Consider the following 26,189-nt stretch of genomic DNA (forward strand, 5'->3'; position numbering starts at 1 on the left):
TGCAGAACTATACGGATGGGGGAAAACCGCATTCAGAGTTAATATTTGGTGTCTCTGTTAAGCTTATCGGCTAGTCAAAGCGGGTGAAGAACAGGTAAATGCCTTGATTCAGACGTTAATTTCGCTGAGGCTTATGAAAGCGTCTGCATCGGGAACCGCTTGCACCTGTTGAGGGCGTAACGAGACGGCGGAAAAACGAACAAGGGAAGAGCAGCCTTTGGAAAGCATTGAGCGCGCGATCAGGAATGCATTTGCCAAGGCGGATGCACACAATCCGGCGACCCGCCAGCGAATCTATGAATCCGCCTGGGGTGCGCATGAGCGCGCTCTTGCGACAAACGCCGCGCTCAGCGATGCGCAGAAGGAACAGCGCCGCCAGAACCTCAAGGACGCGATCTCCGGCATCGAACAGGAATTCAAGACCGGTGGAGAGACGAGCGCCCGTCACGAGCCGACGCTCGATGCACCCCTGAGGGAAGACCCGGTGCTTGGCGGCAGGGTAGAGGAAACATCGCCCGCGCTCGATACCGGCGATATTCGTGCGACTTCGCGGCAGAAGAAGCGCAGCAATGCCGACCTCGGCTATGAGGGCGGCGTTTCGCGGAAGGACCGCCGCAAGAAGAAGCGCCATTCGCCTTTCTACAGCTACGGCATTCCAGGGCTTGTGCTCGCGGTTGCGGCTTTCATCGGCTATTCGCTTTATAACAGCTTTATCGATCTGAGCAGCGGACCGGCCAACAATCCGCTGCACAGTGAAGGCAATATCGCTCCCCTTAAGGAAGGCGAGGAGCCGGGCGGGTTGAAATGGATCACCATCTTCCAGCCTTCGGAAGCCACACGCATGTCGGTCAAGGGACGCGCCACGGCTGAAATCAGGCAGGAGGGCACGCGCAGCTTCGCCCGCATCCAGTCCGCCGGAGCCGAAGATACGGTCACATTCGATGTGGGTGAGGGCATTCTGGATCAGCTGGTTGGCAAGACGGCGACCTTCAACATCGTGGCCCGCGCCGACGACGGCAAGACGACCCAGATGTCTGTCAACTGCGATTTCGGCGGTCTCGGCGATTGCGGACGCAGGCGCTACGACGTGCGTGATTCCGTGAGCGATTTCCTTTTCGATATGGAAATGCCATCGGGTCAGAAGGCAGGTCGTGCAGGCACGATCACGGTCAATTCGGATCTCAGTGGTTCCGGCAAGGCGGTCAATATCTACGAAATCCGCGTTTCGACGGCGGCCAAATAATCAGGAAAGCAGCTTTTCAAGCGTTTCGAGCCGGTCCGCTTCGCGGGGCGGCTTGTCCCAGCGCAGCCGCGAAAAACGCGGAAAGCGCATGGCGACCCCCGATTTGTGGCGCGTGGAACGGTTGAGACCTTCAAAGGCGACTTCCACGACCAGCCCATGATCGGGTTCGGCGCGCACGGATCGCACCGGCCCGAAACGCTCGGTGGTATTCTCGCGCACAAACTTGTCCAGCAATTTCAGTTCCTCGTCCGTAAAGCCGAAATAGGCCTTGCCGACCGGCACCAGCACGGGTTCATCCTCCGGTCCCGTCCAGACGGCGAAGGTGAAATCGGAATAATAGCTCGACCGTTTGCCGTGCCCGCGCTGGGCATAGACGATCACCGCATCGACGGTGAAGGGATCACGCTTCCATTTGAACCACGGTCCCTTGGGGCGGCCCGGAAGGTAGGTACTATCGTGGCGTTTCAGCATGACGCCTTCGATGACCGGATGTGGCGGATTGGCGCGAAACCGCGCCAGTTCCTCAAAGTCGGAAAATGGCAGAACGGGCGAGAGATCGAAGCGGCGCGGATCGAGCCTGCTGACAAAGCTTTGCAGGCGCGCGCGGCGCTCCAGAAAGGGCAGGGCGCGCAGATCGGCACCGGTCTGCTGGTTCCCTTCCTGCAACAGGTCATAGGCCCGCACGAAGGCCGGATAGTCGCGCAACTGCTTTGCGCTTACCGTCTTGCGGTTCAGCCTCTGCTGGAGGTCGGAGAACGTGGCTGTCTCTATGCCGGTTTCGCCGTGATGGCCAACCAGCAACTCGCCATCGATCGCCCCTTCGAAATCCATGGCTTCCAGAATATCGGGGAACGCGCCGGAGATATCGTCCCCCGTGCGCGAATAGAGGCGGCGCAGGCCGTTTTCCGCGACAGCCTGAACGCGAATGCCATCCCATTTCCACTCGGCCGTAAAGGCGGATGCGTCGAGCGAGGGGATTTCCGCTTCATCAAGGGCCGTCGCCAGCATGACAGGGCGAAACGGAGCGGCTGCGGTGGCCGCAGGCTTTTCACCGCGGTCTTCCAGCCAGGCGAACAGCGCCTCATAGGGTGGTGACTGGCCGTGCCAGAGTTCTTCTATTTCCACGACGTCGACGCCGCCGAAATCTGCCAGCGCCTGCTTGGCCAGACGGGCGGAAACCCCGACGCGCAAGCCCCCGGTCACGAGCTTCAACAGTGCGTAACGTTCGGAAATGCCAAGCACATCGAGCCATCCGGCGACGAGCATCGGGCCTTCGCGGCGCGAAGCGTTCTGCAATTCGTGCACCACGATGCCAAGCGGCAGATCGGCTCCGGGGGCAGTTTCGCTGGGGCCGGGCCAGATCAGCGAGATCGTTTCGGCAAGATCGCCGACATAATCGTAGGAATAGGCAAACAATGTCGGGTCTGTCCGCTCGGCGATGAGCGCGCGCAGCATGGCCGGCTTTACGCTTTGCAGCTCCAGATCGCGGGTGATCGCTGCCAGCGCCACGCCGCGATCAGGGTCCGGTGCTGTGCGGAAATGGTCGATGAGCAAGCGCAGCTTGCCGTTGCGCTGCGGCGTCAGAACGAGCCGGTCAAGAAGTTCGGCGAAAGCGCGCATCAGTCGCCCTCATCTTCATAGCCAACGAGATGCAGCGGCTTTGCCGGTATGTTCTGCAACTCGCACCAGCGAACGAGAGCTTCTTCACGTCCATGGGTAACCCACACTTCTGCGGGGGCGATTTCCGTTATGGTCGCCGTCAGCTCATCCCAGTCGCAATGGTCGGAAATGATGAGCGGCAGTTCAACGCCTTGCTGTTTGGCGCGCTGTCGGATGCGCATCCAGCCTGAGGCAAAGGCTGGGACTGGATCGGGAAACCGTCGTGCCCAGCGGTCGGAGAAAGCCGAGGGCGGGCCGACGATGATCTTTCCTGCAAAATCCGGTTGTGCCGCACTGCGTTCCAGCGTGGCCGGTTGGAGAGGTCCGAGATCGACACCTTGCGTTTGATAATACTCGCAGATCTTTTCCAGCGCGCCGTGGATATAGATCGGTTCCCAATAGCCTGCATTGCGTATGAGCTTGATGACCCGCTGCGCCTTGCCCAGCGAATAAGCCCCGACAAGATGCGCACGCTCGGGAAACTGCCGGATCGATTTGAGAAGCGTCGCGATCTCGTGTGCTGCATCCGGGTGACGGAATACCGGCAGGGCAAAAGTGGCTTCGGTGATGAAGACATCACAGGCGACGGGCTCGAAAGGGGCGCATGTCGGATCGGCTGCCCGCTTGTAGTCGCCCGAAGCGACGATGCGGGTGCCATCCATTTCCACCGCGATCTGGGCCGAGCCAAGCACATGGCCCGCTCCATGAAAGCTTATCCGCACGCCATTGATCATGAGGGTTTCGCCGAGGCTTACCGGTTGCGTCGTTTCTGCGAAATTCACCCCATAGCGCAACGCCATGATGTCGAGTGTTTCGCGCGTTGCCAGCACATGGGTGTGGCCCGAACGCGCGTGGTCGGAGTGCCCGTGGGTGATGAGCGCACGTTCCACCGGGCGCACCGGGTCGATGTAAAAATCGCCGGGCGGGCAATAAAGACCTTTGGGAGAGGAGCATAGAAGCTGGTTGAAGCGCATGGTTTTCAAGATAGGTCACGAAGTCCACCCCGAAAAGGGAGGGAGCCTGCGTCTGCTGACAAAATGAGAACAAAAGTGAACAAACACCTTGGCGGTTCGCCTCGCTGCGATTAGATTGACGGCGTGACACTGAACCAGAAACCCGCCGCCGCATCTGCCGCCTTTCCCTTGCCGGACCGTTTTCTCAAATGGTTCGCGGCCAAGGGCTGGTCGCCGCGCGCCCATCAGTTGGAGCTTCTGGCGCGTGCCGAACAGGGCCAGTCCACGCTGCTGATTGCCCCGACCGGCGCGGGCAAGACTTTGGCCGGCTTTCTGCCTGCGCTGGTTGATCTGGAAAAACGCGGCCGCCTGAAGCCCAGCATGGCGAAACGCGGCGTGCATACGCTTTATATCTCGCCGCTAAAGGCACTTGCGGTCGATATTCACCGCAATCTCACCGTGCCGGTCGAGGAAATGGGTCTCGACATCACCATCGAGACGCGCACCGGCGATACGCCTGCGCACAAGCGCCAGCGACAGAAACTGGCGCCGCCGGATATTCTGCTGACGACGCCGGAGCAGCTTGCGCTGTTGATCGCATCCAAGGGTGCGGAACAGTTCTTCAAGGGCCTGCGCTACGTGGTGCTGGACGAGTTGCACTCGCTGGTCATTTCCAAGCGCGGGCATCTTCTGGCGCTGGGGCTGGCGCGCTTGCGCCGCCTGCAACCGCAATTGCAGACCATCGGCCTCTCCGCAACGGTGGCGGAGCCTGACCAGCTGCGCCGCTGGCTGGTGGAACAGGATGGCGACGATTCCATGGCCGGTCTTGTGACGGTCGACGGCGGTGCCAAGCCGGAAATCACCATTCTCGATTCCGATGAGCGCGTGCCATGGGCAGGACATTCCTCGCGCTATGCCATCCCCGATATCTACGAGGCGATCCGCCAGCACCGCACGACGCTTCTGTTCGTCAATACCCGCAGCCAGGCGGAGATGTTGTTTCAGGAACTCTGGCGGGTCAATGAGGACACGCTGCCAATTGCGCTGCATCACGGTTCACTCGATGCGAGCCAGCGCCGCAAGGTCGAGCAGGCCATGGCCGCCAACACCTTGCGCGCTGTGGTCGCGACCTCGACGCTCGATCTCGGGATCGACTGGGGCGATGTCGATCTGGTTATTCATGTCGGCGCGCCGAAGGGGGCGAGCCGCCTCGCGCAGCGTATCGGCCGCGCCAACCACCGGATGGACGAGCCGAGCCGGGCCATTCTCGTGCCCGCCAACCGCTTCGAGGTGATGGAGTGCCGCGCCGCACTCGACGCAAATTATCTGGGTGCACAGGATACGCCGCCCCTGATCGAAGGGGCGCTGGATGTACTGGCCCAGCACGTGCTTGGCATGGCCTGCGCCGAGCCTTTCCAGGCCGACCAGCTTTACCGTGAGGTGCGAAGCGCCGCACCCTATTCGAGCCTTCCGCGAGACACGTTCGACCGCATTCTGGATTTCGTGGCGACCGGCGGCTATGCGCTCAAGACCTATGAGCGGTTTGCGAAAATCCGCAAGACCGTGGACGGCACGTGGCGGGTGTCCAATCCGCGCATCGCGCAGCAATATCGGCTCAATATCGGCACGATTGTCGAAGCGCCGGAGCTGAATGTCCGGCTTACTCGCGGCGGCAAGGGCGGAAGCGCAAGGGGTGGACGTGTCCTTGGCCGGATCGAGGAATATTTCCTGGAGACGCTGACTGCTGGCGACACCTTCCTGTTTGCCGGAAAGGTTCTGCGCTTCGAAGGCATCCGCGAGAATGAATGCATCGCCTCCAATGCGGCCGGTCAAGATGCCAAGATACCTGTCTATGCGGGAGGGAAGTTTCCGCTTTCGACCTATCTTGCCGCGCAGGTGCGCGCCATGCTCGCCGACCGCACACGCTGGCAGTTTCTGCCGGAACAGGTGCGGGAATGGCTGGAAGTGCAGCAATGGAAATCGGTGCTGCCTGCAACGGACGAGCTTTTGATCGAAACCTTTCCGCGCGGCAGTCGCTTCTACATGGTCGCCTATCCTTTCGAGGGCCGGCTGGCGCACCAGACGCTCGGCATGTTGCTGACACGCCGTCTGGAACGCATGGGCGCGCATCCGCTGGGCTTTGTCGCGACCGATTATTCGCTGGGCTTATGGGGCCTCAAGGATATGGGCGCGATGATCGGCTCGGGAAAACTCAGCCTTACCCGGCTCTTCGACGAAGACATGCTGGGCGACGATCTCGAAGCATGGCTTGATGAAAGCTACCTTCTCAAACGCACTTTCCGCAATTGCGCCGTGATTTCCGGGCTTATCGAGCGCCGTCATCCGGGACAGGAAAAGACAGGCCGTCAGGTTACGGTTTCCACCGACCTGATCTATGACGTCCTGCGCACCCACGAGCCGGACCATATTCTATTGCAGGCGACGCGCGCGGATGCCGCGACGGGGCTGCTGGATATCAGGCGTCTGGGCGACATGCTGGCGCGCGTGAAAGGCCATCTGCTGCACAAGCCGCTCGACAGGATTTCGCCGCTGGCGCTGCCTGTGATGCTCGAAATTGGGCGCGAGCGCGTGGCAGGCGAAGGAGATGAAATGCTGCTTGAAGAAGCGGCAGACGATCTGATCAGGGAAGCAATGCAATGAAAACTGCGGTGTGGGGAAGTGGAGAGGCCTACAATCTGGCCCATACGCAAGTGCGTGACGTTGCGGCTCTGTGTGATCCATCCGGCGCGCTGTTTCTGCCCGATCTGCACATACTCATCGTTTCCGACCTGCATCTGGAAAAAGGCTCGTCCTTTGCCCGGCGCGGCCAGCTCATCCCGCCCTATGACACGGCGGCAACGCTCGACATGCTGGCGGTGGCCATCGCGCGCTATCAGCCACGAACCGTCATCAGCCTCGGCGACAGTTTTCACGATGCCAAGGCCAGCGAGCGTCTGCCGTCGCTTTATGCCATCCGGCTGAAATCGCTGATGGAGCATCGCGACTGGTTCTGGATCACCGGCAATCACGATCCGGATCGCCCGGTCGACCTGCCGGGGGATTGTGTCGAGGAACTGGCGGTCGGACCGCTCACCTTCCGGCATGAGCCGTCACGCAAGGCCGGGCAGGGCGAGATCGCAGGCCACCTTCATCCCGCCGCGCGCATCGTCAGGCGCGGCCGGTCGGTGCGACGCCCCTGTTTCGTGAGCGACGGGGAAAGGCTCATCATGCCTGCTTTCGGAGCCTATACGGGTGCGCTGAACATTCTGGATCGCGCCTTCCGCGGGCTCTTCGCCGATGAGGCGCTGCGCGCCTATATGCTCGGTCAGGGCAAGGTTTACCCGATAGCGCGCGGTGCGCTTTATGGCGGTTAATCCCGACGGAACAGAATGCGCCCGAACCATCCGGTGAAGACGGCAAGGAAAACGGCAAACAGGCCGTAGAGAAAGCTGTTCTGATGGGCCGCGTTGTAGATGCTCTGCTCGAAACCCGCCTTGACGATTTCGAGGCTGGCATTGGCTTCCCGCAGGAAAACGCCGTTGCGAAACAGAAGCGCCCGGGCCTTGTGGCGACCCACCGGCACGTTGGCGGGGAGGTTCAGCGTGGCGCGGAACAGCGTGCGCGAAATGAACTCCACGCCACCGATGCGCTGCGTATAGAGGCCCTGGCGGATTTTCATCTCGCGCAGTTCATTGCCAAATCTCGGAATATTGCCCGACAGACTGGCAGGGTCTTCCGGCACGAGATAGAAATTGCGCACGCCCACGGAAAGCTGGCGATAGGTTTTCTCGTCGGTAATGTCCTGCAAATTGCGGGTGGATGCCAGCGAGTATGAGAGCGGGACCCCCATGAAGGTCTCTGAAACCGCATTCACCCAAACGCCGAGATAACGGTCCTTCTTGCGCACGACCAGATCGCGGGACGGGCCTTGCAGCACCACGATGATGTCGTAACGGCCCTGTCGCTGGATCGTGGGATCGGCATTGTCGAGCGCGCCGAATATTGTGAGATCGGTGCCGCCGAAATTCGATGTGATGGCGATGGTTTCGGTGGAAAGGCCGATTTCGATGGTCTCATCGGCGGGGTTCTGCAATTGCGGAACCGTGTTGCCATTGCCGCTGGAATCGACCTGCGCCAGCGCGCTTCCCGTCATCAGAAGGAAGATCAATGCGGAGGAAAGCGTGAAGCTCCGCATGTCAGATATCCGCAATCGAAATGGAGAAGAGGTTGTCCGGCCGCACGAAAAGCCCGAAGGCGAGGCGCAGGCCGACCGCCAGCACCAGAAGCGCCAGAAGAAGACGCAACTGCTCGCCGCGAAGTTTCTGCCCGGCACGTGCGCCATACTGCGCGCCGATGACACCGCCGACCATCAGAAGGAAGGCCAGCACAATATCGATGGACTGGTTGGTCGTTGCTTGCAGCACGGTCGTGACCGCAGTGACGAAGGTAATCTGAAACAGTGAGGTTCCGACAACCACATTGGTCGGAACATGCAGCAGGTAGATGAGCGCCGGAACCATGATGAAGCCGCCGCCGACACCCATGACCGAGGAAAGCAGGCCGATGAAGAAACCGATGCCGAGCACCGGAATGATGCTGACATAGATGGTGGACGCACGAAACCGCATCTTGAAGGGCAGGCGGTGTATCCATGTGTGCTGGCCCGAGCGCCGCACGGCCCCGCCTTGCCCCTTCTTCACGCGGCGAAGCGCTCGCAGGCTTTCCACGAGCATCAGTCCGCCGACGGTGCCGAGAAAGAAAACGTAGAGAATGGAGACGATCAGGTCCAGCTGGCCGAGATCGCGCAGCCATGAAAAGACGAAGATGCCGACGAGGGACCCCAATATGCCGCCTGCCACCAGAAACAGGCCGAGCTTGATATCGAGCGTTCGGCGTTTGAAATGCGCCAGCGCGCCTGAAACCGACGAGGCGATGACCTGATTGGCGCCTGTGGCGACCGCGATGGCAGGTGGAATGTTATAAAAGATCAACAGTGGCGTGATGAGAAAACCGCCGCCAACACCGAACAATCCGGAAAGAAAACCCACGGCGGCGCCCATGCCTAGTAGAACCAGCATGTTGACCGACAATTCCGCAATGGGAAGATAAATACCCAATTCCCAACCCGGCTTTCACGAACGCACGACACACAGCTGCTTGCGGTCGCGTTTCTCCGCAAGATGTCTCACCTTACCAAAGCATCTCCGGCAACATTATGAAAATAGTGTGCGCCCGGAAATGCATGAAAACAAGTAGTTAGGCTTTAGTCTGCTCGTGAGTTCCAGCCTGGCCACCTCTCATAGTGTCTTGCTCTGTCGTCATCGGGAAGTCAAACGCCGAATGCCGATAAGGTTACCTTGCAGGACTATATTGAAGGAAAAATCCGGGGTGTTGTTCAAGAACAACAAAAAGAGCGCCCAAGATCATCGAAAACAGCTTTTTTCAAGATAATCCTACCTATTATATGGGATATACTATCAAAGATAGCGGCGCTGATGCGCAATGAATCAGTCTGCGGCGTTCTGGCGATTGCTGATGACGATATTGATATCTTCTTTCGGCGTGATGACCGAATGGCCGGACGACGGATAAAACTGCGCGCGGATCGAAATGTTGTCCGACATCTTGCTGTCGGTCAGGCTGCCGTTCTTTATGATGTAAAGGTAGGGATTGGTCAGGTTGACACTGAAATTCCCGGCAAAACGGCTGCTGGATTTGAAGCCGAAGCAGTTCATGCTTTCGGCATAATAGCTGCCATTCATCACATTCCAGTCTTCCATCGGGCTGGAGCGTGTCAGGCAGGTTTTCTTGCCGTCCGGCGTGGTGAAATTCGCATTGAACGATACGGCTATGAAGATGTTCTTCAGTTCAGAACTGCCGGAAAGAACCTTGAAAATGGATTTGTAGGGATGAATGTCTTCGGCGGGAATAAGCTGCTTGTCGCCGGAGGAGATTTCAAAGTCGATCGCATCCCCCTGGAAATTCTTGATATCCTTGTCGAGCGCGAGAGGGATTTTCGCGATGATACCGTTTTCCATGTCGTTGTTTACATGCAAGAGCATAGTCTATCCCCTCGTTGATAGGACGTAGATAATAAGCCTCAACGAGTCGGATCAACCTGTCACTTCTTTCAGAAGAATGCGGACGAAACGCAGGAAGGGCGGCCTGGGCCGCCCTTGCAGATATCCTTATGGCTCCAATGAGTTACTTGTTCTTTTCAAGCAGGAGCTGAACCAGTTTCTGGTCGACATCGCCGGTGGGCTTCTGTCCGTTTGCCTTCTGGAACGCCGCAATCGCGGCGCGGGTCTTGCCGCCCATAACCCCGTCGGCTGTGCCGATGTCATAACCGTTTTTCTGAAGGATGAGCTGGATGTTGCGGACGGCCTTCTTCATGTCCACCGAGCCGGTGGTGACAGGCTTTGCTTCGGTCCACGCATCCGGAACGTCGATGGAATTGGTCGCCTGATCGAGCGGCTTCGCCTTCCACAGCTTCACCATATCCTTGGCGCGTTCCAATTGCTCCGGCTTCAACGCCTTGGCGATCTGGTCGCGCTTGTCGGCTGCGTCCTTGTCACCGGCATTGGCGGCAAGCGAGAACCACTTGTAGCTTTCTTCCAGATTGACCGGCATGCCAAGGCCCTTGGCGGCAAGAATGCCGAGATTGAACTGGCTGTCCTTGACGCCGAGTTCAGCCGCATCGGTGAACCAGCGCACGGCTGAAGCATTGTCCGGGTTGCCATTGGCGCCGGTTGCGAAAAGCACGGCAAGATTATGCATCGCGCTCGCATTGCCCTGCTGGGCCGAGAGCTGGTACCAGGTCTTGGCCTTGTCCAGATCGCGGGGCATGCCAAGGCCCTTTTCGTTGAAGTTGCCGAGACGATACTGCGCGGGGGCAAAGCCCTGACCTGCCGAAATCTCGTACCACTGTGCCGCTTTGGCAAAGTCGGCGGCAACGCCGCGGCCTTCCATGTAACGGTTGCCGACTTCAAAGAGCGCGCGCGCGTCGCCCTTGGCAGCGGCTTCACGAAGCGCTGCCGGACCCGCTTCTTCCGGCACTAGCGGAATGGCAGCTTGAGACTGGGCTGCGGGCTCGGTCGCTGCCGTGGTTTCCACCGGCTGCACCGGATTGGCGGCCGTTTCCGTCGCTGTTGCGGCAGGCTGTTCAACCTGCGCCGGGATATCCATCGCGGCCTGTTGCTCGTCTGTCTGCGCTGCTTTTTCCTCGCGCGGTTCCGTGATCGGAGCTGGCGCCACAGGGGCAGCTTCAGCGGATGGCTGTGCTGCGAGCGTGGTGTCGGCGGTGATCTTGGCGGCGATTTCGTCTGCTGGCGCTGGCGTCGTGTCTGCGGCAGTGGTGTCGATCTGCGCTGGCGCGGTATCAATTGCCGTTTCCACCGGCTCGTCGCGGTTGAGGAATGCAGAACCGATCTGGAGTCCGGCCATGGCGATCATCACGGCGCCGATGGCCATCAGGATAGGCTTGCGCTGGCGCTGGATCATGTCGCCAACAGACGACTTCTTCTTGTTCGTGCGCTTCGCCGCACCCTTCTGAAGCTGCTCGGACTCGGCGGCGGCAAGCTGCGCGGCGCGTCGGGCGGCGGTTATGAAGTCCACCTTGCCGTTGGCGGCAAGTGCGGCATCGGCAGCATCTTCGCGCTGGCGGCGTTCTTCACGCACCCGCTTCATAATCGAATTGAGGTCCGGCATGCCTTCACCCTCGGGGCGAGGGGACGGGGTCCGTTCCAGCTCGGGTTCCTTGCGGGTGATCGCTTCCACGGCAGCCAGCTCGCTGTCGAAAGCAGGGGTGTTGAATGTCGCGTCGAAGGCACTGGCTTCGAGCACTTCGTCGCTCTTACCGGCGGATTTGTCGGCGCGGCGACCGCGTATCGCTTTGGCGAAACCGCCGAAGAGCGAGGACTTTTCAGCCGTGACGTCTGCTCGCGTGTCGGCGGGACCGGCTTCGCTCTGGACGGTTGCAAATGCCGCTGCCGCAGCCGCTGCGGCTGGTGACCGCGTTGCCGACGGGCGCTGCGAACCGGAATTGGGGGAGGGCAGCCTTTCGCCGTCCGCCCGTCCCGCGACGTCCTGCTCCAGCCTGGCCAGACGGTCGACGATCTTGACCAGCGTGTCATGGACGGTCTCGAAAGTCTTGCCGTTGCGCTCGTCGGAATTGCGCGCCAGCGCTTCCAGCGATTTCATGTCCTCGGCCAGCTGCCGGGCAATCACGCTGTCATTGTGCGATCCGTGCTGTAGAACGCGTGCAACGGCGCTTTCCGCCGCCTCACGCGCGGCATCGAGCACGGTTTCGCGATTGGAGGCGATGGAACGCTCGATGGAATCGAGACGCGGCTTCAGTTCGGCAATCTCGGCCACCGGTTGCGCAAGGTGGTGGGCGATGTTGGCAATCTGATCCTCAAGGCTCCGGATCGCCTTCACGTCCAGCCCCGGTCCGTCATAGGCCGGTGCCTGAAGGAGACCCAGCGAAATCTGCTGCGAAAGATCGTCGATCCGGCCTTCCAGCGTATGGAGCGCACTGGGGTCGACATGCTGCGTGGCATATTGCGCGTCGAGACGCTCGGTCAGTTCCGCAAAGCGGCGGTCGATCTTGTCCAGAACCAGAGGATGCGGCTCCTCCGACCGGCGCTCGGCTGCTTCGAGCTTCTGGCCGATGGCTTCAAGACGCGCTTCAACGGCGTGATAGTCGGACTGGCTGAGATTTTCCATCACCTTGCCAACCTGATTGGCGAGCAGGTTGATCTGGTGTGCGAGCTGGTCGATGACGCCATCCGGCAGCGCCGAACCGCTCGAAAGCCCGTCGATGCGTGAGGAAAGTTCGCCCAGCTTGCGGTAAAGCGCGTCGGAATTCTGCTGCGTCGCCGAAGTGGCGAGTTGGTCCGCAAGTTCCGCCAGACGGCCTTCGATCCGTTCCAGACGACGCGCGCCGTCCTGATCGGGCCGCTGTGCGCGGCTTGTCGCGATGATGGCGCGGCTGATTTCGTCCAGCCTCTCGTCGATCTGCTGGAGACGGTTCTGTTCGAGCGACGCGGCGTGTTGCGGGCTCAGCGATTCCTCGATGGAGTTTGCCAGCTGGCTGATGCGGTCTTCGATCGCGCTCAAACGGTTCGATTGCGGCAAGGTGCCGATTGCGTCGCGCACCTGCTCAAGCCGCGAGCCGATGGCGTCCAGCGCGGGATCCACAGCGTTGTGACGCTGCTCGAATGCCTCGAAACGGGCGTCGAAGCGATCCCAGCGGTTGTTGAGGCGATGCAGGGTTTCCTCGCGGGCAAGGCCCTGGACGGTGCGGTTGAGCTCATCGAGCTGGCGGCGGAGCGCCTGCGCATTGGCCTCGCTGCTGCGGTCTGCAAGATGGCGCACGCTGTCACTGATGCGTTCGAAGTCTTCGCTTACCCTTTGCGAGAGCCCTTCTTCGCTTGCGGCGCGCTGAAGGCGGGTCATTTCGCGGCTGGCGCGGCTGACCTCGACATTGGATGCATAAGACAGCGGCTCTTCATGGCTTTCGCGCATGCGGCGCAGGTTTTCGGCGATTTCGGCAAGGCCCGTTACGGTTTCGTCCGGATAGCGGGCGGGCTGGCGTTCCGAGCGCAGAATGTTGCGCATATCGGGAGCACCGTCCTGTTCCAGATCCTTCAGGCGCTTTTCCAGGCTTGCCAATGTGCGATTGAGTTCTTCCATCGCCGGCGAAGGCGCCCGGCGCTCACGGCGGGCGTTCAATTCGTCGATGATGGATCGTGAACCTGACGCCAGATCTGGGTTTGCCATGAGAAATTCACTTTTTCCAATGATAGAGACCGCCGGGGCAAATTCGCCAACGCAACTGGCAAGAATTTGCTCTGCCTACATTTGTACAAACGTGGTAAACAACTCGTTAATATATGCAGCTAAGTGAATGCTTTCCTGGGGGCGGCACGGCATCTCACGGTTGAGCGGACCGGACACGGCATGTCGAACACCGGACGGCATGAAAGCGGATCAATCAAGCATGGCAGGCGAGTGAGTTGCGGCGGCGAATGTAAACGAAGCTGCCGCACTGACAGCAGTGTCAATGTGAGCTGTCATCAATATTGGTTCCATCGCGCATGCGTGCGGTGACCGGGGTTTCCGGGGGCGGAAACAGGGTAGAACATGAGTAAACGGTCGAACGCGCCGGAACAGGCGGCAGATGTAGCGATTGCGGATCTGCTGACCGGCGCAGGTGGTAATGCGCGGAGGGAGAACCAGACAGGCGGTCAATTATATCGGATCGGCGATCTTGCCGAGGAATTCGACCTGACGTTGCGGGCCTTGCGCTTTTATGAAGATAAGGGATTGCTTAGTCCACGCCGTGCGGGTGTGACACGGCTCTACGACAACAAAGACCATACGAGGCTGCGGCTCGTCCTGTTCGGGCGCCGCATCGGCTTCACGCTCGGCGAAATGGGGCAATTGATCAGCGTGTGGGAAAACGGCATTACCGATCCCGCCGAGACCGAGAACCTGCGCCAGCGCTTCAAGGAAAAGCTCCACGAACTTGAGAAGAAGAAGAACGAGATAGACCGGTCCGTCGAGGAACTTCGGGCCATTCTGGCGCGAATGGCACGCCCGCCGATTTGATCAGGCCGGGTGTAGCGCCCAGACCTCGTGGGAGTGACTTCCAGGGCCTCTTTGTTTCAGCCTGTCGCATGAAGTGTGCCGCCCGGCGGGAACCTGCGCGCTTCACACCGGTTATTTCAGCCTTGCGACCGATAACGCATCCGCAAAGTGGTTTTTCGGATGCGTGTCAAAACGAACCGACAGAGCGCTGGCCGGATTCAGATCAGGTCAAATCCGCTCTGATGCGAAAGTGAGGCTGAAAATGAAAAAGGCTCTTGTTCTGACCGCAGCGGTGTTTCTTGCCGGCTCGGGTATTGCGCTGGCGCAAGATCGGGTACTTGTCGAAGTGCCGCAAGCAGCACGCGATTATGTCATCGCAAATCCTTCGGAGCCCGTCGTCATCGAAGGCGAAATAAGCGATGGTTATGTACTGCCCGACGCAATCGCCGTTCATCCGATCCCGGACAATCCGGATTTCGGCTATATCTATGTCAATGGCGAGCCGGTAATCGTGTCCATGCAGAACCGCCGGGTCGTCTATTATGCCGAGGGGCCGAATGCCGGGCCGCCGGTGCCGACTGAAATCGTGACCTATATCGAAACCAATCCCGTCGATCCGGTCGTCATCGAAGGAGGCATCGCTGAAGGAACGATAATTCCACAGGATGTGCCTCTCGTCGCCGTACCCGACCAGCCGGCATATTCCTATGTCTATGTGGAAGATCGCCCGGCCCTGATCGATACGCAGACGCGCCGCGTCGTATGGGTCAAGTAAGGCCAGTTGGAAAGAGATGGAAAAAGGCGGCAATTCTGCCGCCTTTCTTCATGGTCGCATGCGAATTGAAAGTCCCGTATCTTGCCAGAAAAATCCAATATTTTGTGGTAATTTTTATGTTAATTCGGGCGCTTTTCCGCTCTTCTTGAAAGAATTATAACGAAGTCGGATTGATGGTGAAAAATAAATTTGGCTCGATGCCCTTGTAGTGGGGGTAATAAGGGTATATCTATTAAAAATCGATTTTGTCATCGAACGACAAGGCGCATCAGGCGTCATGACTTTTCTTTCAATTTCGTAAAACGCGACGAAAATTATTTCGTTATCTTCCAACCATGCGAATTGAAAGGAATTCTCTATGGCAAACGGAACAGTAAAATTCTTTAATGGCGGCAAGGGCTTTGGGTTTATTCAGCCTGAGGATGGTTCGCCGGATGTGTTCGTTCACATTTCTGCAGTTGAGCGTGCAGGCATGCATACGCTCAATGAAGGTCAGAAGGTGAGCTTCGAGTTGGTGGCGGATCGCCGTTCCGGCAAGAAAGCCGCCGATAATCTTCAGGCGCTTTAACTCGGGCGCAAAGTGATTGTCTCCGATCTTTGACCACGGATGTACTGGCACTGATTGTTGAGGCGATTGAAAGGTCGGGTTTTCCCGGCCTTTTTTATTTTCAAGTGCATCCCAAGTGTGAAGCGGCTTTTGACCGGGAGTAAGTAGAATGCTCGAACAAAAATCGGCAGGACTGACCAAGGACACGCTGTTCAAGAAACCGCTTTCGCGGATGGAAGCCAAGAACGCCATTACCGACAAAACGGCAAAGGCTATCCTGCAGCACGAAAAAGCCGCGGTGGATGCCAAGACGGAGCGATTGAAAGCCGCGCGCCTCGAGCGCGACAGGCGAGCCCCGTAGCCGGTCTGTGCAGTCATACAAGCGAATGAATTGAGGTGGCCGTGGCAACACGATGAAATAATTGGATTTTGTCGGTTTGTGCGCGGCTGAGAAAGGAGCTGAATTGCAAGTATTGGTAAGAGACAATAATGTCGATCAGGCGCTGCGCGTGCTCAAGAAGAAGATGCAGCGCGAGGGAATTCTCCGTGAACTGAAAGAACGCAGGGCTTATGAAAAGCCTTCGGAAAAGCGTGTGCGCGAGAAGGGCGAGGCTATTCGCCGGGCGCGCAAGGATGCCAAGAAGAGGGCGCAGCGCGAAGGTTTGCTGCCGAAGCCGAAGAAGAAGGTTGCTCCCGCACGGTCGAGAACCCCGGTCGCTTCCGCACCGGCGACATCTTCTGCCGCCTGACCTGCGGCCCGAACCTTTCGGGCCTAGATCGTTCAAGACAGACCGCCGGATCGAAAGCGTTCCGGCGGTTTTTTATTGGCCGCACCACGTACCGGCGAGGCTGTCTGACATTGCTGTCTTGAGCTTCCGGTCCGCTGGGGTGCGCATTTCCCCATCCCGCACGAAGTTGTGTAATTTTTGACGTTTACGGAAACGTCAAAGTAGGTTAGCTTCGGTCCGAAATTGACGGGGTGAGCGCGGATTCCGTGAGGTGCTCGGTCAAAAAAGCGGCAAAAAGGACTGTTTTTCGGAGAAATTCGTCCGGTTTTGCTGCAACATGCGCGCTGTCACAACATTTCGCTATAATGTGGCATGCAGGCATGAAACGCGGTTAAGGGCTCGTTCCAAGCATCGCGGAACGGCTCAGGTGGTGAATTGGAGGATTTCTATGCCGAGCTATCGCGCGCCAGTTGAGGATACGAATTTCGTTCTCAACGACGTTCTGAATTATCAGCGTTACAACAATCTGCCGGGCTTTGCCGACGCGTCGCCCGATGTCGTCGAGGCGATCCTGTCGGAAGGCGCGAAGCTTGCGGAAGGCACCTTGTTCCCGGTCAACCACACGGCCGACCGCGAAGGTTGCAAGCGGTCGTCGGATGGCTCGGTCACCACGCCGAAGGGCTTCAAGGAAGCCTATGATCTCTATCGTGAAGGCGGCTGGCTCGGCCTTGCCGTGCCGGAGCAATTTGGCGGACAGGGGCTTCCCTATCTGCTGCATACGGCTGTCGGCGAATATATGTCTTCCGCCAATATGGCGCTCACCATGTATCCGGGCCTGACGCAGGGCGCGATTGCCGCAATCCTGACCCATGGCACCGACGAGCAGAAGGACACCTATCTGCCGAAGATGGTGGAAGGCACCTGGACCGGCACGATGAACCTGACCGAGCCGCATTGCGGTACGGATCTGGGCCTGCTGCGCACCAGCGCCACCCCGCAGGAAGACGGTTCCTATAAGATTTCCGGCCAGAAGATTTTCATCTCGGCTGGCGAACACGACATGGCGGAAAACATCATCCATCTGGTGCTGGCCCGCATCGATGGCGCGCCGGAAGGCGTGAAGGGCATTTCGCTTTTCATCGTGCCGAAGTTCATTCTTGACGAAAACGGCAATCCGGGCGAGCGCAACGGCGTTTCCTGCGGTTCCATCGAAGAAAAGATGGGTATTCACGGCAATGCCACCTGCGTCATGAATTATGACGAGGCAAAGGGTTATCTGATCGGCGAAGCCCACAAGGGCCTGCGCGCCATGTTCACCATGATGAACGAAGCGCGTCTGGGCGTGGCCTTGCAGGGGCTTTCGATTGCCGAAACCGCTTACCAGAATGCCGTGATCTATGCGCGTGAGCGCATTCAGGGCCGTGCGCTTTCGGGTGCCGCAGCGCCCGATAAAAAGGCCGATCCGATCATCGTCCATCCGGATATTCGCCGCAACCTCATGAATATCCGCGCTTTCAACGAAGCCGGTCGGGCGCTCATTCTGTGGACGGCGCTCAACTCCGATATCGCGCACCGCTCCGGTGACGAGGCCGAGCGTCAGACTGCCGATGATCTCGTCGGGCTTCTGACGCCCGTGCTGAAAGGCGTTCTGACCGACAAGGGTTTTGAACATGCCGTCATGGCGCAGCAGGTGTTCGGCGGCCACGGCTATATCGAAGAACATGGCATGAGCCAGTATGTGCGCGATGCGCGTATCGCCATGATCTACGAAGGCGCCAACGGCATTCAGGCGCTTGATCTGGTGGGCCGCAAGCTGGCGCTGAACGGTGGTCGCGCGGTTACGGCTTTCTTCAAGGAAGTGGGAGAATTCTGCGAAGCCAATCGTGAGAACGAGAAGCTTTCCTTCTTCACCAAGCACCTGAAGAAGGGGCTCAACGATCTTCAGGCCGCCACCATGTGGCTGATGCAGAATGCGATGGCCAAGCCCGACAATGCGGGTGCCGCCTCCAACGACTATATGCATCTGTTCGGTCTGGTGGCGCTCGGCTTCATGTGGGCGCGGATGGCCAGGATCGCGGAAGAAAAGCTTGGCAGGGGTGAAGGCAACAAGGCTTTCCTCGAAGCCAAGCTTGTCACTGCACGCTATTATTTCGAGCGGATCATGCCGGAAAGTGCAGCCCATCTTGCACGCATCCAGTCGGGTGCGGATTCGATGATGGCGCTCGAAGCGGACACATTCTGAACCAGAGATTACGCCGGGCTTTCGGGCCTGGCGTGCCAAAATTTGGCGGGAAGGAGCAAAAATGGCTGAGGCTTATATTTACGATCACGTGCGCACACCGCGCGGGCGTGGCAAGAAGGACGGTTCGTTGCACGAAGTGCCAGCCGTCCGTCTGGGCGCGAAGGTTCTTGAATCCCTGCGCGACCGCAACGGCATCGACACGGCAAAGGTCGATGACATCATTTTCGGCTGCGTCGATCCTGTAGGCGAAGCTGGTGCAGTTATTCCGCGTTCCGCCGTTTTTGAAGCCGGTTATGATTTCAAGGCGCCGGGCATCCAGATTTCGCGCTTCTGCGCTTCGGGTCTCGATGCGATCAATCTGGCGGCAGCCAAGGTCGCGTTCGGTTCCGACGATCTGGTGATCGCCGGCGGCGTCGAAAGCATGTCGCGCGTCGGCATGGGCATGTCGGGCGGCGCCTGGTACATGGACCCGTCGGTCGGCTTCCCCGGCTATTTCATGCCGCAGGGCGTTTCCGCCGATCTGATCGCCACGAAATACGGCTTCAGCCGCGATGACGTCGACGCCTATGCCGTCGAAAGCCAGAAGCGTGCCGCCAAGTCGTGGGAAAAGGGCTATTTCAAGAACTCGGTCATCCCGATCAAGGACCAGAACGGCCTGACCATTCTCGATCATGACGAGCATATGCGCCCGTCAACCGACATGCAGGCGCTGGGCCAGCTCAACCCGTCCTTCGTGATGCCGGGTGAAATGGGCGGCTTCAACGCCGTCGCCATTCAGGCCCATCCGGAAATCGAGACGGTCAACCACGTCCACCATGCCGGGAACTCGTCCGGTATCGTCGATGGCGCGGCTGGCGTCCTCGTCGGCTCCAGGAAGGCTGGCAAGGCATTCGACATGAAGCCGCGTGCCCGCATCCGCGCTTTCTCCAATATCGGTTCCGAACCGGCGCTTATGCTCACCGGCCCGGTCGATGTGACGGAAAAGCTTCTCAAGCAGGCAAAGATGAAGCTCTCGGACATTGATCTGTTCGAACTGAACGAAGCCTTCGCCGCCGTGGTTCTGCGCTACATGCAGGCCTTCGACATTCCCCACGACAAGATCAACGTCAATGGCGGCGCCATTGCCATGGGCCATCCGCTGGGCGCGACCGGCGCAATGATCCTCGGCACGGTGCTGGATGAACTGGAACGCCGCAATCTCAACACCGCGCTGGTGACCTTGTGCATCGGGGCCGGCATGGGCACGGCGACGATCATCGAGCGCGTATAGGGTGAGGGAGGTTTTACGAATGGCTTACACGAATTTCAAAGTTGAAACCGACGCCGACGGCATTGCTCTCGTCACCTGGGACATGCCTGAAAAGTCGATGAACGTCTTCACCGTCGAGGCGATGCAGGAACTGAACGCCATCATCGACGCAACCACCGCCGACGAGAAGGTCAAGGGTGTTGTTATAACATCCGGCAAGGAGAGCTTCTCCGGCGGCGCGGACCTGACCATGCTGGAAGGCATGTTCAAGGAATTCCAGAAGCAGAAGGCCAAGGACCATCAGGCCGCCGTGCAGTCGCTGTTCGACAATGTCGGCAAAATGAGCGGCCTTTTCCGCAAGCTTGAAACCTGCGGCAAGCCCTGGGTTTCGGCCATCAATGGTACCTGCATGGGCGGTGCGTTCGAAATGTCGCTCGCCTGCCATGCCCGCGTGGCATCCGATGCGCCGGGCGTGAAGATGGCTCTGCCGGAAGTCAAGGTCGGCCTTTTTCCCGGCGCTGGCGGTACGCAGCGCGTTCCGCGCCTTGCCAACCAGCAGGACGCACTCCAGATGATGACGACCGGCTCCAGCCTGACGGCGCAGCGCGCCAAGGCGATGGGCCTCGTCACCGAGATTGCTCCGGCCAAGAAGCTGGTCGAAACCGCCAAGAAGCTCATTAAAGGCGGTCTGAAGCCGGTTCAGCCATGGGATGAAAAGGGCTTCAAGCTTCCGGGCGGCGCGATCTATTCGGCTGCCGGTGCGAACCTTTGGCCTGCCGCAACGGCAATCCTGCGCCGCGAAACTTCCGGCAATTATCCGGCAGCGCTTGCCATCCTGAAATCGGTCTATGAAGGCCTGCTGGTGCCTTTCGACACCGGCCTGAAGATCGAGCAGCGCTATTTCACCGAAATCCTTCAGACGACCGAAGCAGGCATGATGATCCGCTCGCTCTTCGTGTCGCTGCAGGAACTGAACAAGGGCGCGCGCCGTCCGGCGGATGAAAAGCCGACCAAGCTCAAGAAGATCGGCGTTATCGGCGCTGGCTTCATGGGGGCAGGCATTGCCTATGTGACAGCGAAGGCCGGCATTCCCGTCGTGCTGATCGACCGCGATCAGGAATCCGCCGACAAGGGCAAGGCGCATACCGCCGATCTGGTGACCAAGGAAATCCAGAAAGGCCGCGCCACCGAGGCCGACAAGGAAAAGCTCCTGTCGCTCATCACCGCGACGCCGGATTATGCTCTTCTCGACGGTGCCGATCTGGTGATCGAAGCCGTGTTCGAGGATCGCGAAGTCAAGCGTGTCGCGACCGAAAAGGCAGAGGAAGTTCTGAAATCGTCGGCGATTTTCGCATCCAACACCTCGACTCTGCCGATCACCGGCCTTGCCAAAGTCTCGAAGCGCCCGAAAAACTTCATCGGCATTCATTTCTTCTCGCCTGTCGACAAGATGATGCTGGTCGAAGTGATCATGGGTAAGAAGACGTCGGACAAGGCGCTGGCCGTCGCGCTCGATTACGTCCGTGCGATCAAGAAAACGCCGATCGTCGTCAACGACACGCGCGGCTTCTACGTCAATCGCTGCGTGCTGCGCTATATGTCGGAAGCCTACAACATGCTCGTTGAAGGTGTGCCCGCTGCCATGATCGAAAATGCCGCCCGCATGGCCGGCATGCCGGTTGGTCCGCTGGCGCTCAACGACGAAACGGCCATTGATCTGTCGCAGAAGATCCTCAAGGCAACGCTTGCCGATCTTGGCGAGAAGGCTGTCGATCCGCGCCATGTGGAACTGGTGGATCGTCTCGTCAACGAGTTCGACCGCAAGGGCCGCAAGAATGGCAAGGGCTTCTATGATTATCCGGCCAAGCCTGCGAAGAAGCATCTGTGGCCGGGACTGAAGGACCTCTACCCGCAGCAGGACCCTGACAAGGTCGATGTGAAGGAACTGAAGGAACGCTTCCTCGTCACCATCGCCCTGGAAGCTGCCCGCGTGATGGAAGAAGGCATCGTCACCGACCCGCGTGAAGCCGATGTCGGCTCCATTCTGGCCTTCGGTTTCGCGCCTTATACCGGCGGCACGCTGTCCTATATCGATGGCATGGGTGCGAAGAAGTTCGTCAAGCTCGCCAAGGAATTGCAGAAGAAATACGGCCAGCAGTTCAAGGCGCCGAAGCTTCTCATCGACATGGCTGAAAACGGCGAAAGCTTCTACAAGCGTTTCAATCCGTACAAGGCGGAAACGAAGAAGGCAGCGTAAGCTCGTCCCTTCCTAGGATCATCGGAGCGCGGCATGTTTCATGCCGCGCTTTTGTTTACGCTTCCGCCGCTGCTGGATTGCGCTCACCGCCAATAAGAAAATTTTCCCTGTTAATTCAGCCATCTTGCGCAATTCACGCTTTTTCGGTAGGTTGCAGCTGAAGATGGGACGGAAGATTAGGTTTAAAATCCTTTGAAACATATCTCCTGACGGGGCTGTCCGGATGATATGTCGGAACCTATGTGGCGGATCATGACTATGTTTTCTCACGAGAGCGTGTGGGCGGCCATCGATGCTCTGGCCGAACGTCATTCCCTGAGTGCGTCCGGGCTGGCGCGTCGGGCAGGGCTGGACCCGACGACCTTCAACAAATCCAAGCGCTATGCGTCGGACGGGCGCGCGCGCTGGCCTTCGACGGAATCGCTGGCCAAGGTGATGGAAGCGACCGGCTCGACCTTCGATGAGTTCACACGGCTCATCGGCGGGGAAACCCGCACGCCGCAATTTGGCGAATATACGCAGGACATGCAGTCGATCCCGCTGCTGGGCATGGCCGAAGCGGGCGCGGGCGGCTACTTCGACGATGCCGGTTTTCCGGCAGGGCAGGGCTGGGACATCGTGGAATTTCCCGCCAGCACGGGCGAAGGGGTGTATGCGCTGGAGGTTTCGGGCGACTCCATGTTGCCCCTTTACCGGGATGGCGATACGCTGATCGTTGCACCCAATACCGCCATTCGCCGGGGCGATCGCGTGGTGGTGCGAACGAAAGACGGAGAAGTGATGGCCAAGATCCTGCATCGCCAGACGCCGCGAACCATTGAGCTTCATTCGCTCAATCCAGAGCATCCAAACCGCGTCTTCGAGTCCAGAGATATCGAATGGGTCGCCCGCATTTTGTGGGCGAGCCAGTAATGGCGCAATCGCAGAACAGAAGCCACGCGCGCGCCGTTTTCGGCGGGCTGGCAGGTATAACGGGCGCTGTACTGGTCGCGGCCTTCGTGGCGCCGTTTTTTGGCGCGCTGGACCGTCCCGTCGTCGTCATCGATTCCGGTGATGCACAGACGAAGACCGGTACGGGCAACGGCATCGTTGTCGAACAGTTCGACTATAACGAGCCGGGAAGCTCGCCTGAAACGGGCAATACGCCGGAGGGAACGCCGTCGCAACCGGGCCAGACAGGTCCCGCCGATGGGCAGGCGTCTGCGGCAGCAGAAACGGGCAAGCCAAACGATCAGGCTGATGATGGCGGCATGGAACGCGAAGCGCCGCGCCCGCCGCTGAGCGATCTCGGCCTTGCATCCACGCCAAAGCCACCGGAGCCACCGGCACCGGCTACGCCTGTTGACGCAGGCGAGCAGATGCAGCTTTTGCAGCGTCCCGTCGCCGTGGCGGCCGGACGGCTGGAAAGCCAGGGCCGCACGATCGAGTTGCAGGGCATTGAAATCGTGCCCGTCGAACAAACCTGCCAGACCGCTTCCGGCGAAAGCTGGCCGTGCGGCATGCAGGCGCGCACAGCCTTCCGGCAGTGGCTGCGCTCCCGCGCCGTCATGTGCCGCCTGCCGCAAAACGATAGTGGCGCTGCGGTCGCGACCGAATGCACGCTTGGCAATGAAGATGCCGCCGCGTGGCTCGTTGCCAATGGTTGGGCGAAGGCTGCCCCCGGCAACGCCTATGAGGAAGCAGGCCGCAAGGCCGTGGAAGCACGCCTTGGGATTTTCGGCGACAGGCCCGATACGTCGCTGCCCAATCCGGAACCCGGCAGCAGCGATATGATGGATAACCCTTCACCTCTGGCCCCTGAACAGGAACCGCAGCCGCCATCGCCATCGCCATCGCCACAGCCACTGGACGGTTTTCCACCCGCGCCGCCCGCACAATAGAGCGGGACGAATTGAGAGCATTTCCAACGGTTTAAGCAGAACAGGAAACGCTCCAAGTCAACCATCATCCCGCTATGGGCTGCAACCAGCCCTATCCTGAGCCCGTGCGAAGCAGCGTGTCGAAGGGGCGGGCCTAAGGGGGGGCGAAGGGTCGGGCTTGAGCTTTCTGAACCTTCGTCCGACGATTCTTCGACAGGCTCAGGATGATCCTACGCTTCGCTCCGCACCTCAGGATGAGGATGTCGGTATAAAACAAAAGGGCGGCTCGAAGCCGCCCTTTTGTTCGATTCATTGATCTGGGTTAAGTATGTATTGATCTCTACGCCAGTTCGCCAGCCAGCGCCTTTTTGATCAGCGCGCGGGTTTCATCAATGCCGTAAAGCGCGACGAATGAGCCGAAACGCGGGCCGCGTTCCTGACCGATCAGCACTTCATAGAGCATCTGGAAGAAGGAAACCGAAACGCCGGGGCCACCTTCCGGGCTCTTCTTGGTATGGTCCTGATAGCGCTCGATGGCACGGGCGACATCGAGAATGGCGTTCTGGATGTCGTTGCCATCGGTTCCCGCAGGCAGCGTTGCGAGCTTCGCATCCAGCGTTTCGAGGGCTGCGCGTTCCACATCGTCCGGCGCACGGAACTGCTTGGTCGGCTTCACGAAATCGTTGAAGTAACGGATCGCATAGCCGACGAGCGCGTCGAGTTCCGGATTGTTTTCCGGTGTGACGCCCGGCACGTGCCGCGAGATGAAGCCCCACAGCACGCCCGGATTTTCGGCATTCGATGCGCTGACCAGATTGAGCATCAGCGCGAAGGTGACCGGCAGGTTCACCTTCGGCGGGTTGCCGTAATGAATGTGCCAGACCGGATTGTTCAGCCGGTCCTTCCATTCCTGACGTTCATAGGCCGAAAGATAGCTGAAATACTCGTCCACCGCCTTCGGGATGACATCGAAATAGAGCCGCTTGGCGGTCTTCGGCTTCTGGAAATTGTAAAGCGCAAGGCTTTCGGTCGGCGCATAGGCCAGCCATTCGTCGATGGAAATGCCGTTGCCCTTCGACTTGGAAATCTTCTGGCCAAGCTGGTCGAGGAACAGTTCATAGACGAAATGCTCCGGTGCGCGCCCGCCGAGGATTTCGCAGATGCGATCATAAACGCCAGCATTGGTCTGGTGGTCCTTGCCGAACATTTCGAAATCGACGCCGAGCGCCGCCCAGCGCATGCCGAAATCCGGCTTCCATTGCAGCTTCACATTGCCGCCGGTGACGGGCAGGGTGGTCTCAACGCCGTCTTCATCGTCGAAGGTGATGGTGCCAGCCTTGGCATCCACGCTTTTCATCGGCACGTAGAGCACGCGGCCGGACTTCGGCGAGATCGGCAGGAACGGGCTGTAGGTTGCCTGCCGTTCTTCGCCGAGCGTCGGCAGCATCACCTTCATGATGTCGTCATAGCGCTCGACGGCCTTGAGAAGCACCGCGTCGAACTTGCCGGATTTGTAATATTCGGTCGCGCTGGCGAACTCGTAATCGAAGCCGAAAGTGTCGAGGAAGCGGCACAGCATGGCGTTGTTGTGATCCGCAAAGCTCTTGTAGTCGCCGCCGAACGGGTTCGGAACGGCCGAAAGCGGCATTTGCAGATAGGGCTCGAGCGCTGCCCGGTCCGGCACATTGTCGGGGATCTTGCGCATGCCGTCCAGGTCGTCGGAGAAGCAGATCAGGCGCGTCTTGACCTTGTCGCCGGTCAGGATGCGGAAGGCATTGCGCACCATCGAGGTGCGCGCCACTTCGCCAAAGGTGCCGATATGCGGCAGGCCGGATGGGCCATAGCCGGTTTCGAAGATCACCGTATCGGGCAGGCCGGTCTTCTCATAGCGCTTGAGAATTTTCTTCGCTTCTTCAAAGGGCCATGCTTTCGCTTCCGCAGCCGCCGCGGTCAGTTCCGGGGTCAGCGTGATTTCGGGAAGGCGGTGCGAAGTCATGATTTTATCCTGATATCCTGTGAAGGGCTTTATTCTTTGAAAACGATGCGCCAAATGCGCACCCCTGCTCTATGGCGCGGCAACCCCGGTG

At 59.3% G+C, this 26,189-nt stretch carries 20 protein-coding genes; 13 read left to right on the top strand and 7 right to left on the bottom strand.

Translation table 11 applies throughout. The annotated features are described in order from the left end of the window. Positions 1 to 217 precede the first annotated feature (217 nt). Entirely contained in the window at positions 218 to 1,243 is a 1,026-nt protein-coding gene (locus ACS5UA_RS18725) for a hypothetical protein (RefSeq protein WP_006469334.1), read from the top strand. Here ACS5UA_RS18725 and ACS5UA_RS18730 read toward each other — a convergent pair whose 3' ends face one another. Both ACS5UA_RS18730 and ACS5UA_RS18735 read right to left on the bottom strand, forming a co-directional pair. Beyond that, a complete protein-coding gene (locus tag ACS5UA_RS18730) occupies positions 1,244 to 2,863 on the bottom strand; it encodes a cisplatin damage response ATP-dependent DNA ligase (RefSeq protein ID WP_063620297.1) in 1,620 nt (539 codons plus the stop codon). Then, complete coding sequence (locus tag ACS5UA_RS18735; RefSeq protein WP_063620296.1) at positions 2,863 to 3,876, bottom strand: ligase-associated DNA damage response exonuclease; 1,014 nt, start codon at positions 3,874 to 3,876, stop codon at positions 2,863 to 2,865. The genes ACS5UA_RS18730 and ACS5UA_RS18735 overlap by 1 nt, the downstream gene beginning before the upstream one ends. A 123-nt stretch (positions 3,877 to 3,999) precedes the next feature. Between ACS5UA_RS18735 and ACS5UA_RS18740 the strand changes: the two genes are divergently transcribed. Together ACS5UA_RS18740 and pdeM are read left to right on the top strand one after the other, a co-directional pair. Next, positions 4,000 to 6,516, top strand: coding sequence for a ligase-associated DNA damage response DEXH box helicase (locus ACS5UA_RS18740; RefSeq protein ID WP_063620295.1), 2,517 nt, complete (start codon positions 4,000 to 4,002; stop codon positions 6,514 to 6,516). Then, complete coding sequence (gene pdeM / locus ACS5UA_RS18745; RefSeq protein WP_006469330.1) at positions 6,513 to 7,229, top strand: ligase-associated DNA damage response endonuclease PdeM; 717 nt, start codon at positions 6,513 to 6,515, stop codon at positions 7,227 to 7,229. The genes ACS5UA_RS18740 and pdeM overlap by 4 nt, the downstream gene beginning before the upstream one ends. Here the strand turns inward: pdeM and ACS5UA_RS18750 are convergent. The 4 genes from ACS5UA_RS18750 to ACS5UA_RS18765 form a co-directional block, all read right to left on the bottom strand. Beyond that, the gene (locus ACS5UA_RS18750; protein ID WP_063620294.1) at positions 7,226 to 8,050 is read right to left on the bottom strand and encodes a TIGR02186 family protein; all 825 of its coding nucleotides are present in this window, start codon (positions 8,048 to 8,050) and stop codon (positions 7,226 to 7,228) included. The two genes, pdeM and ACS5UA_RS18750, sit on opposite strands and share 4 nt — an antisense overlap. Position 8,051: 1 nt before the next feature. Then, positions 8,052 to 8,933: a sulfite exporter TauE/SafE family protein gene (locus ACS5UA_RS18755; RefSeq protein ID WP_025090993.1), complete on the bottom strand. Its 882-nt coding sequence runs from the start codon at positions 8,931 to 8,933 to the stop codon at positions 8,052 to 8,054. Between the two features lie 429 nt (positions 8,934 to 9,362). Then, a complete protein-coding gene (locus ACS5UA_RS18760; RefSeq protein WP_006469327.1) occupies positions 9,363 to 9,917 on the bottom strand; it encodes a hypothetical protein in 555 nt (184 codons plus the stop codon). A gap of 142 nt (positions 9,918 to 10,059) precedes the next feature. Further along, a complete protein-coding gene (locus tag ACS5UA_RS18765; RefSeq protein ID WP_374846592.1) occupies positions 10,060 to 13,311 on the bottom strand; it encodes a peptidoglycan-binding protein in 3,252 nt (1,083 codons plus the stop codon). Between the two features lie 687 nt (positions 13,312 to 13,998). Between ACS5UA_RS18765 and ACS5UA_RS18770 the strand changes: the two genes are divergently transcribed. The 10 genes from ACS5UA_RS18770 to ACS5UA_RS18815 all read left to right on the top strand — a co-directional run bounded on the left by ACS5UA_RS18770 (position 13,999) and on the right by ACS5UA_RS18815 (position 24,123). After that, entirely contained in the window at positions 13,999 to 14,466 is a 468-nt protein-coding gene (locus ACS5UA_RS18770; protein ID WP_006469324.1) for a MerR family transcriptional regulator, read from the top strand. Positions 14,467 to 14,707: 241 nt separating this feature from the next. Further along, positions 14,708 to 15,220, top strand: coding sequence for a DUF1236 domain-containing protein (locus ACS5UA_RS18775; protein ID WP_025090997.1), 513 nt, complete (start codon positions 14,708 to 14,710; stop codon positions 15,218 to 15,220). A gap of 358 nt (positions 15,221 to 15,578) precedes the next feature. Next, positions 15,579 to 15,788 (top strand): cold-shock protein, encoded by a 210-nt coding sequence (locus ACS5UA_RS18780; protein WP_006470569.1) that lies wholly within the window; start codon positions 15,579 to 15,581, stop codon positions 15,786 to 15,788. A 148-nt stretch (positions 15,789 to 15,936) separates the two neighbouring features. After that, a complete protein-coding gene (locus tag ACS5UA_RS18785; RefSeq protein WP_006469319.1) occupies positions 15,937 to 16,128 on the top strand; it encodes a hypothetical protein in 192 nt (63 codons plus the stop codon). 103 nt (positions 16,129 to 16,231) lie between these two features. Continuing rightward, positions 16,232 to 16,516: a 30S ribosomal protein S21 gene (rpsU, locus tag ACS5UA_RS18790; RefSeq protein WP_025090998.1), complete on the top strand. Its 285-nt coding sequence runs from the start codon at positions 16,232 to 16,234 to the stop codon at positions 16,514 to 16,516. A gap of 427 nt (positions 16,517 to 16,943) precedes the next feature. Further along, positions 16,944 to 18,737 (top strand): acyl-CoA dehydrogenase C-terminal domain-containing protein, encoded by a 1,794-nt coding sequence (locus tag ACS5UA_RS18795; protein ID WP_075041838.1) that lies wholly within the window; start codon positions 16,944 to 16,946, stop codon positions 18,735 to 18,737. A gap of 61 nt (positions 18,738 to 18,798) precedes the next feature. Continuing rightward, complete coding sequence (locus ACS5UA_RS18800; RefSeq protein WP_075041839.1) at positions 18,799 to 20,007, top strand: acetyl-CoA C-acetyltransferase; 1,209 nt, start codon at positions 18,799 to 18,801, stop codon at positions 20,005 to 20,007. A 19-nt stretch (positions 20,008 to 20,026) separates the two neighbouring features. Further along, the gene (locus ACS5UA_RS18805) at positions 20,027 to 22,243 is read left to right on the top strand and encodes a 3-hydroxyacyl-CoA dehydrogenase NAD-binding domain-containing protein (RefSeq protein ID WP_075041840.1); all 2,217 of its coding nucleotides are present in this window, start codon (positions 20,027 to 20,029) and stop codon (positions 22,241 to 22,243) included. Between the two features lie 258 nt (positions 22,244 to 22,501). Further along, entirely contained in the window at positions 22,502 to 23,155 is a 654-nt protein-coding gene (locus ACS5UA_RS18810) for a S24 family peptidase (RefSeq protein WP_025091003.1), read from the top strand. Continuing rightward, positions 23,155 to 24,123, top strand: a complete 969-nt coding sequence (locus ACS5UA_RS18815; protein WP_063620287.1) for a thermonuclease family protein — start codon at positions 23,155 to 23,157, stop codon at positions 24,121 to 24,123. The genes ACS5UA_RS18810 and ACS5UA_RS18815 overlap by 1 nt, the downstream gene beginning before the upstream one ends. 319 nt (positions 24,124 to 24,442) lie before the next feature. Here the strand turns inward: ACS5UA_RS18815 and ACS5UA_RS18820 are convergent, their stop codons facing one another. Continuing rightward, positions 24,443 to 26,098, bottom strand: a complete 1,656-nt coding sequence (locus tag ACS5UA_RS18820; protein ID WP_063620286.1) for a lysine--tRNA ligase — start codon at positions 26,096 to 26,098, stop codon at positions 24,443 to 24,445. Between the last annotated feature and the right edge of the window lie 91 nt (positions 26,099 to 26,189).

It is taken from the genome of Brucella sp. RRSP16, assembly GCF_052246815.1.
In the GTDB taxonomy this organism is placed as follows: Bacteria; Pseudomonadota; Alphaproteobacteria; order Rhizobiales; family Rhizobiaceae; genus Brucella; species Brucella intermedia.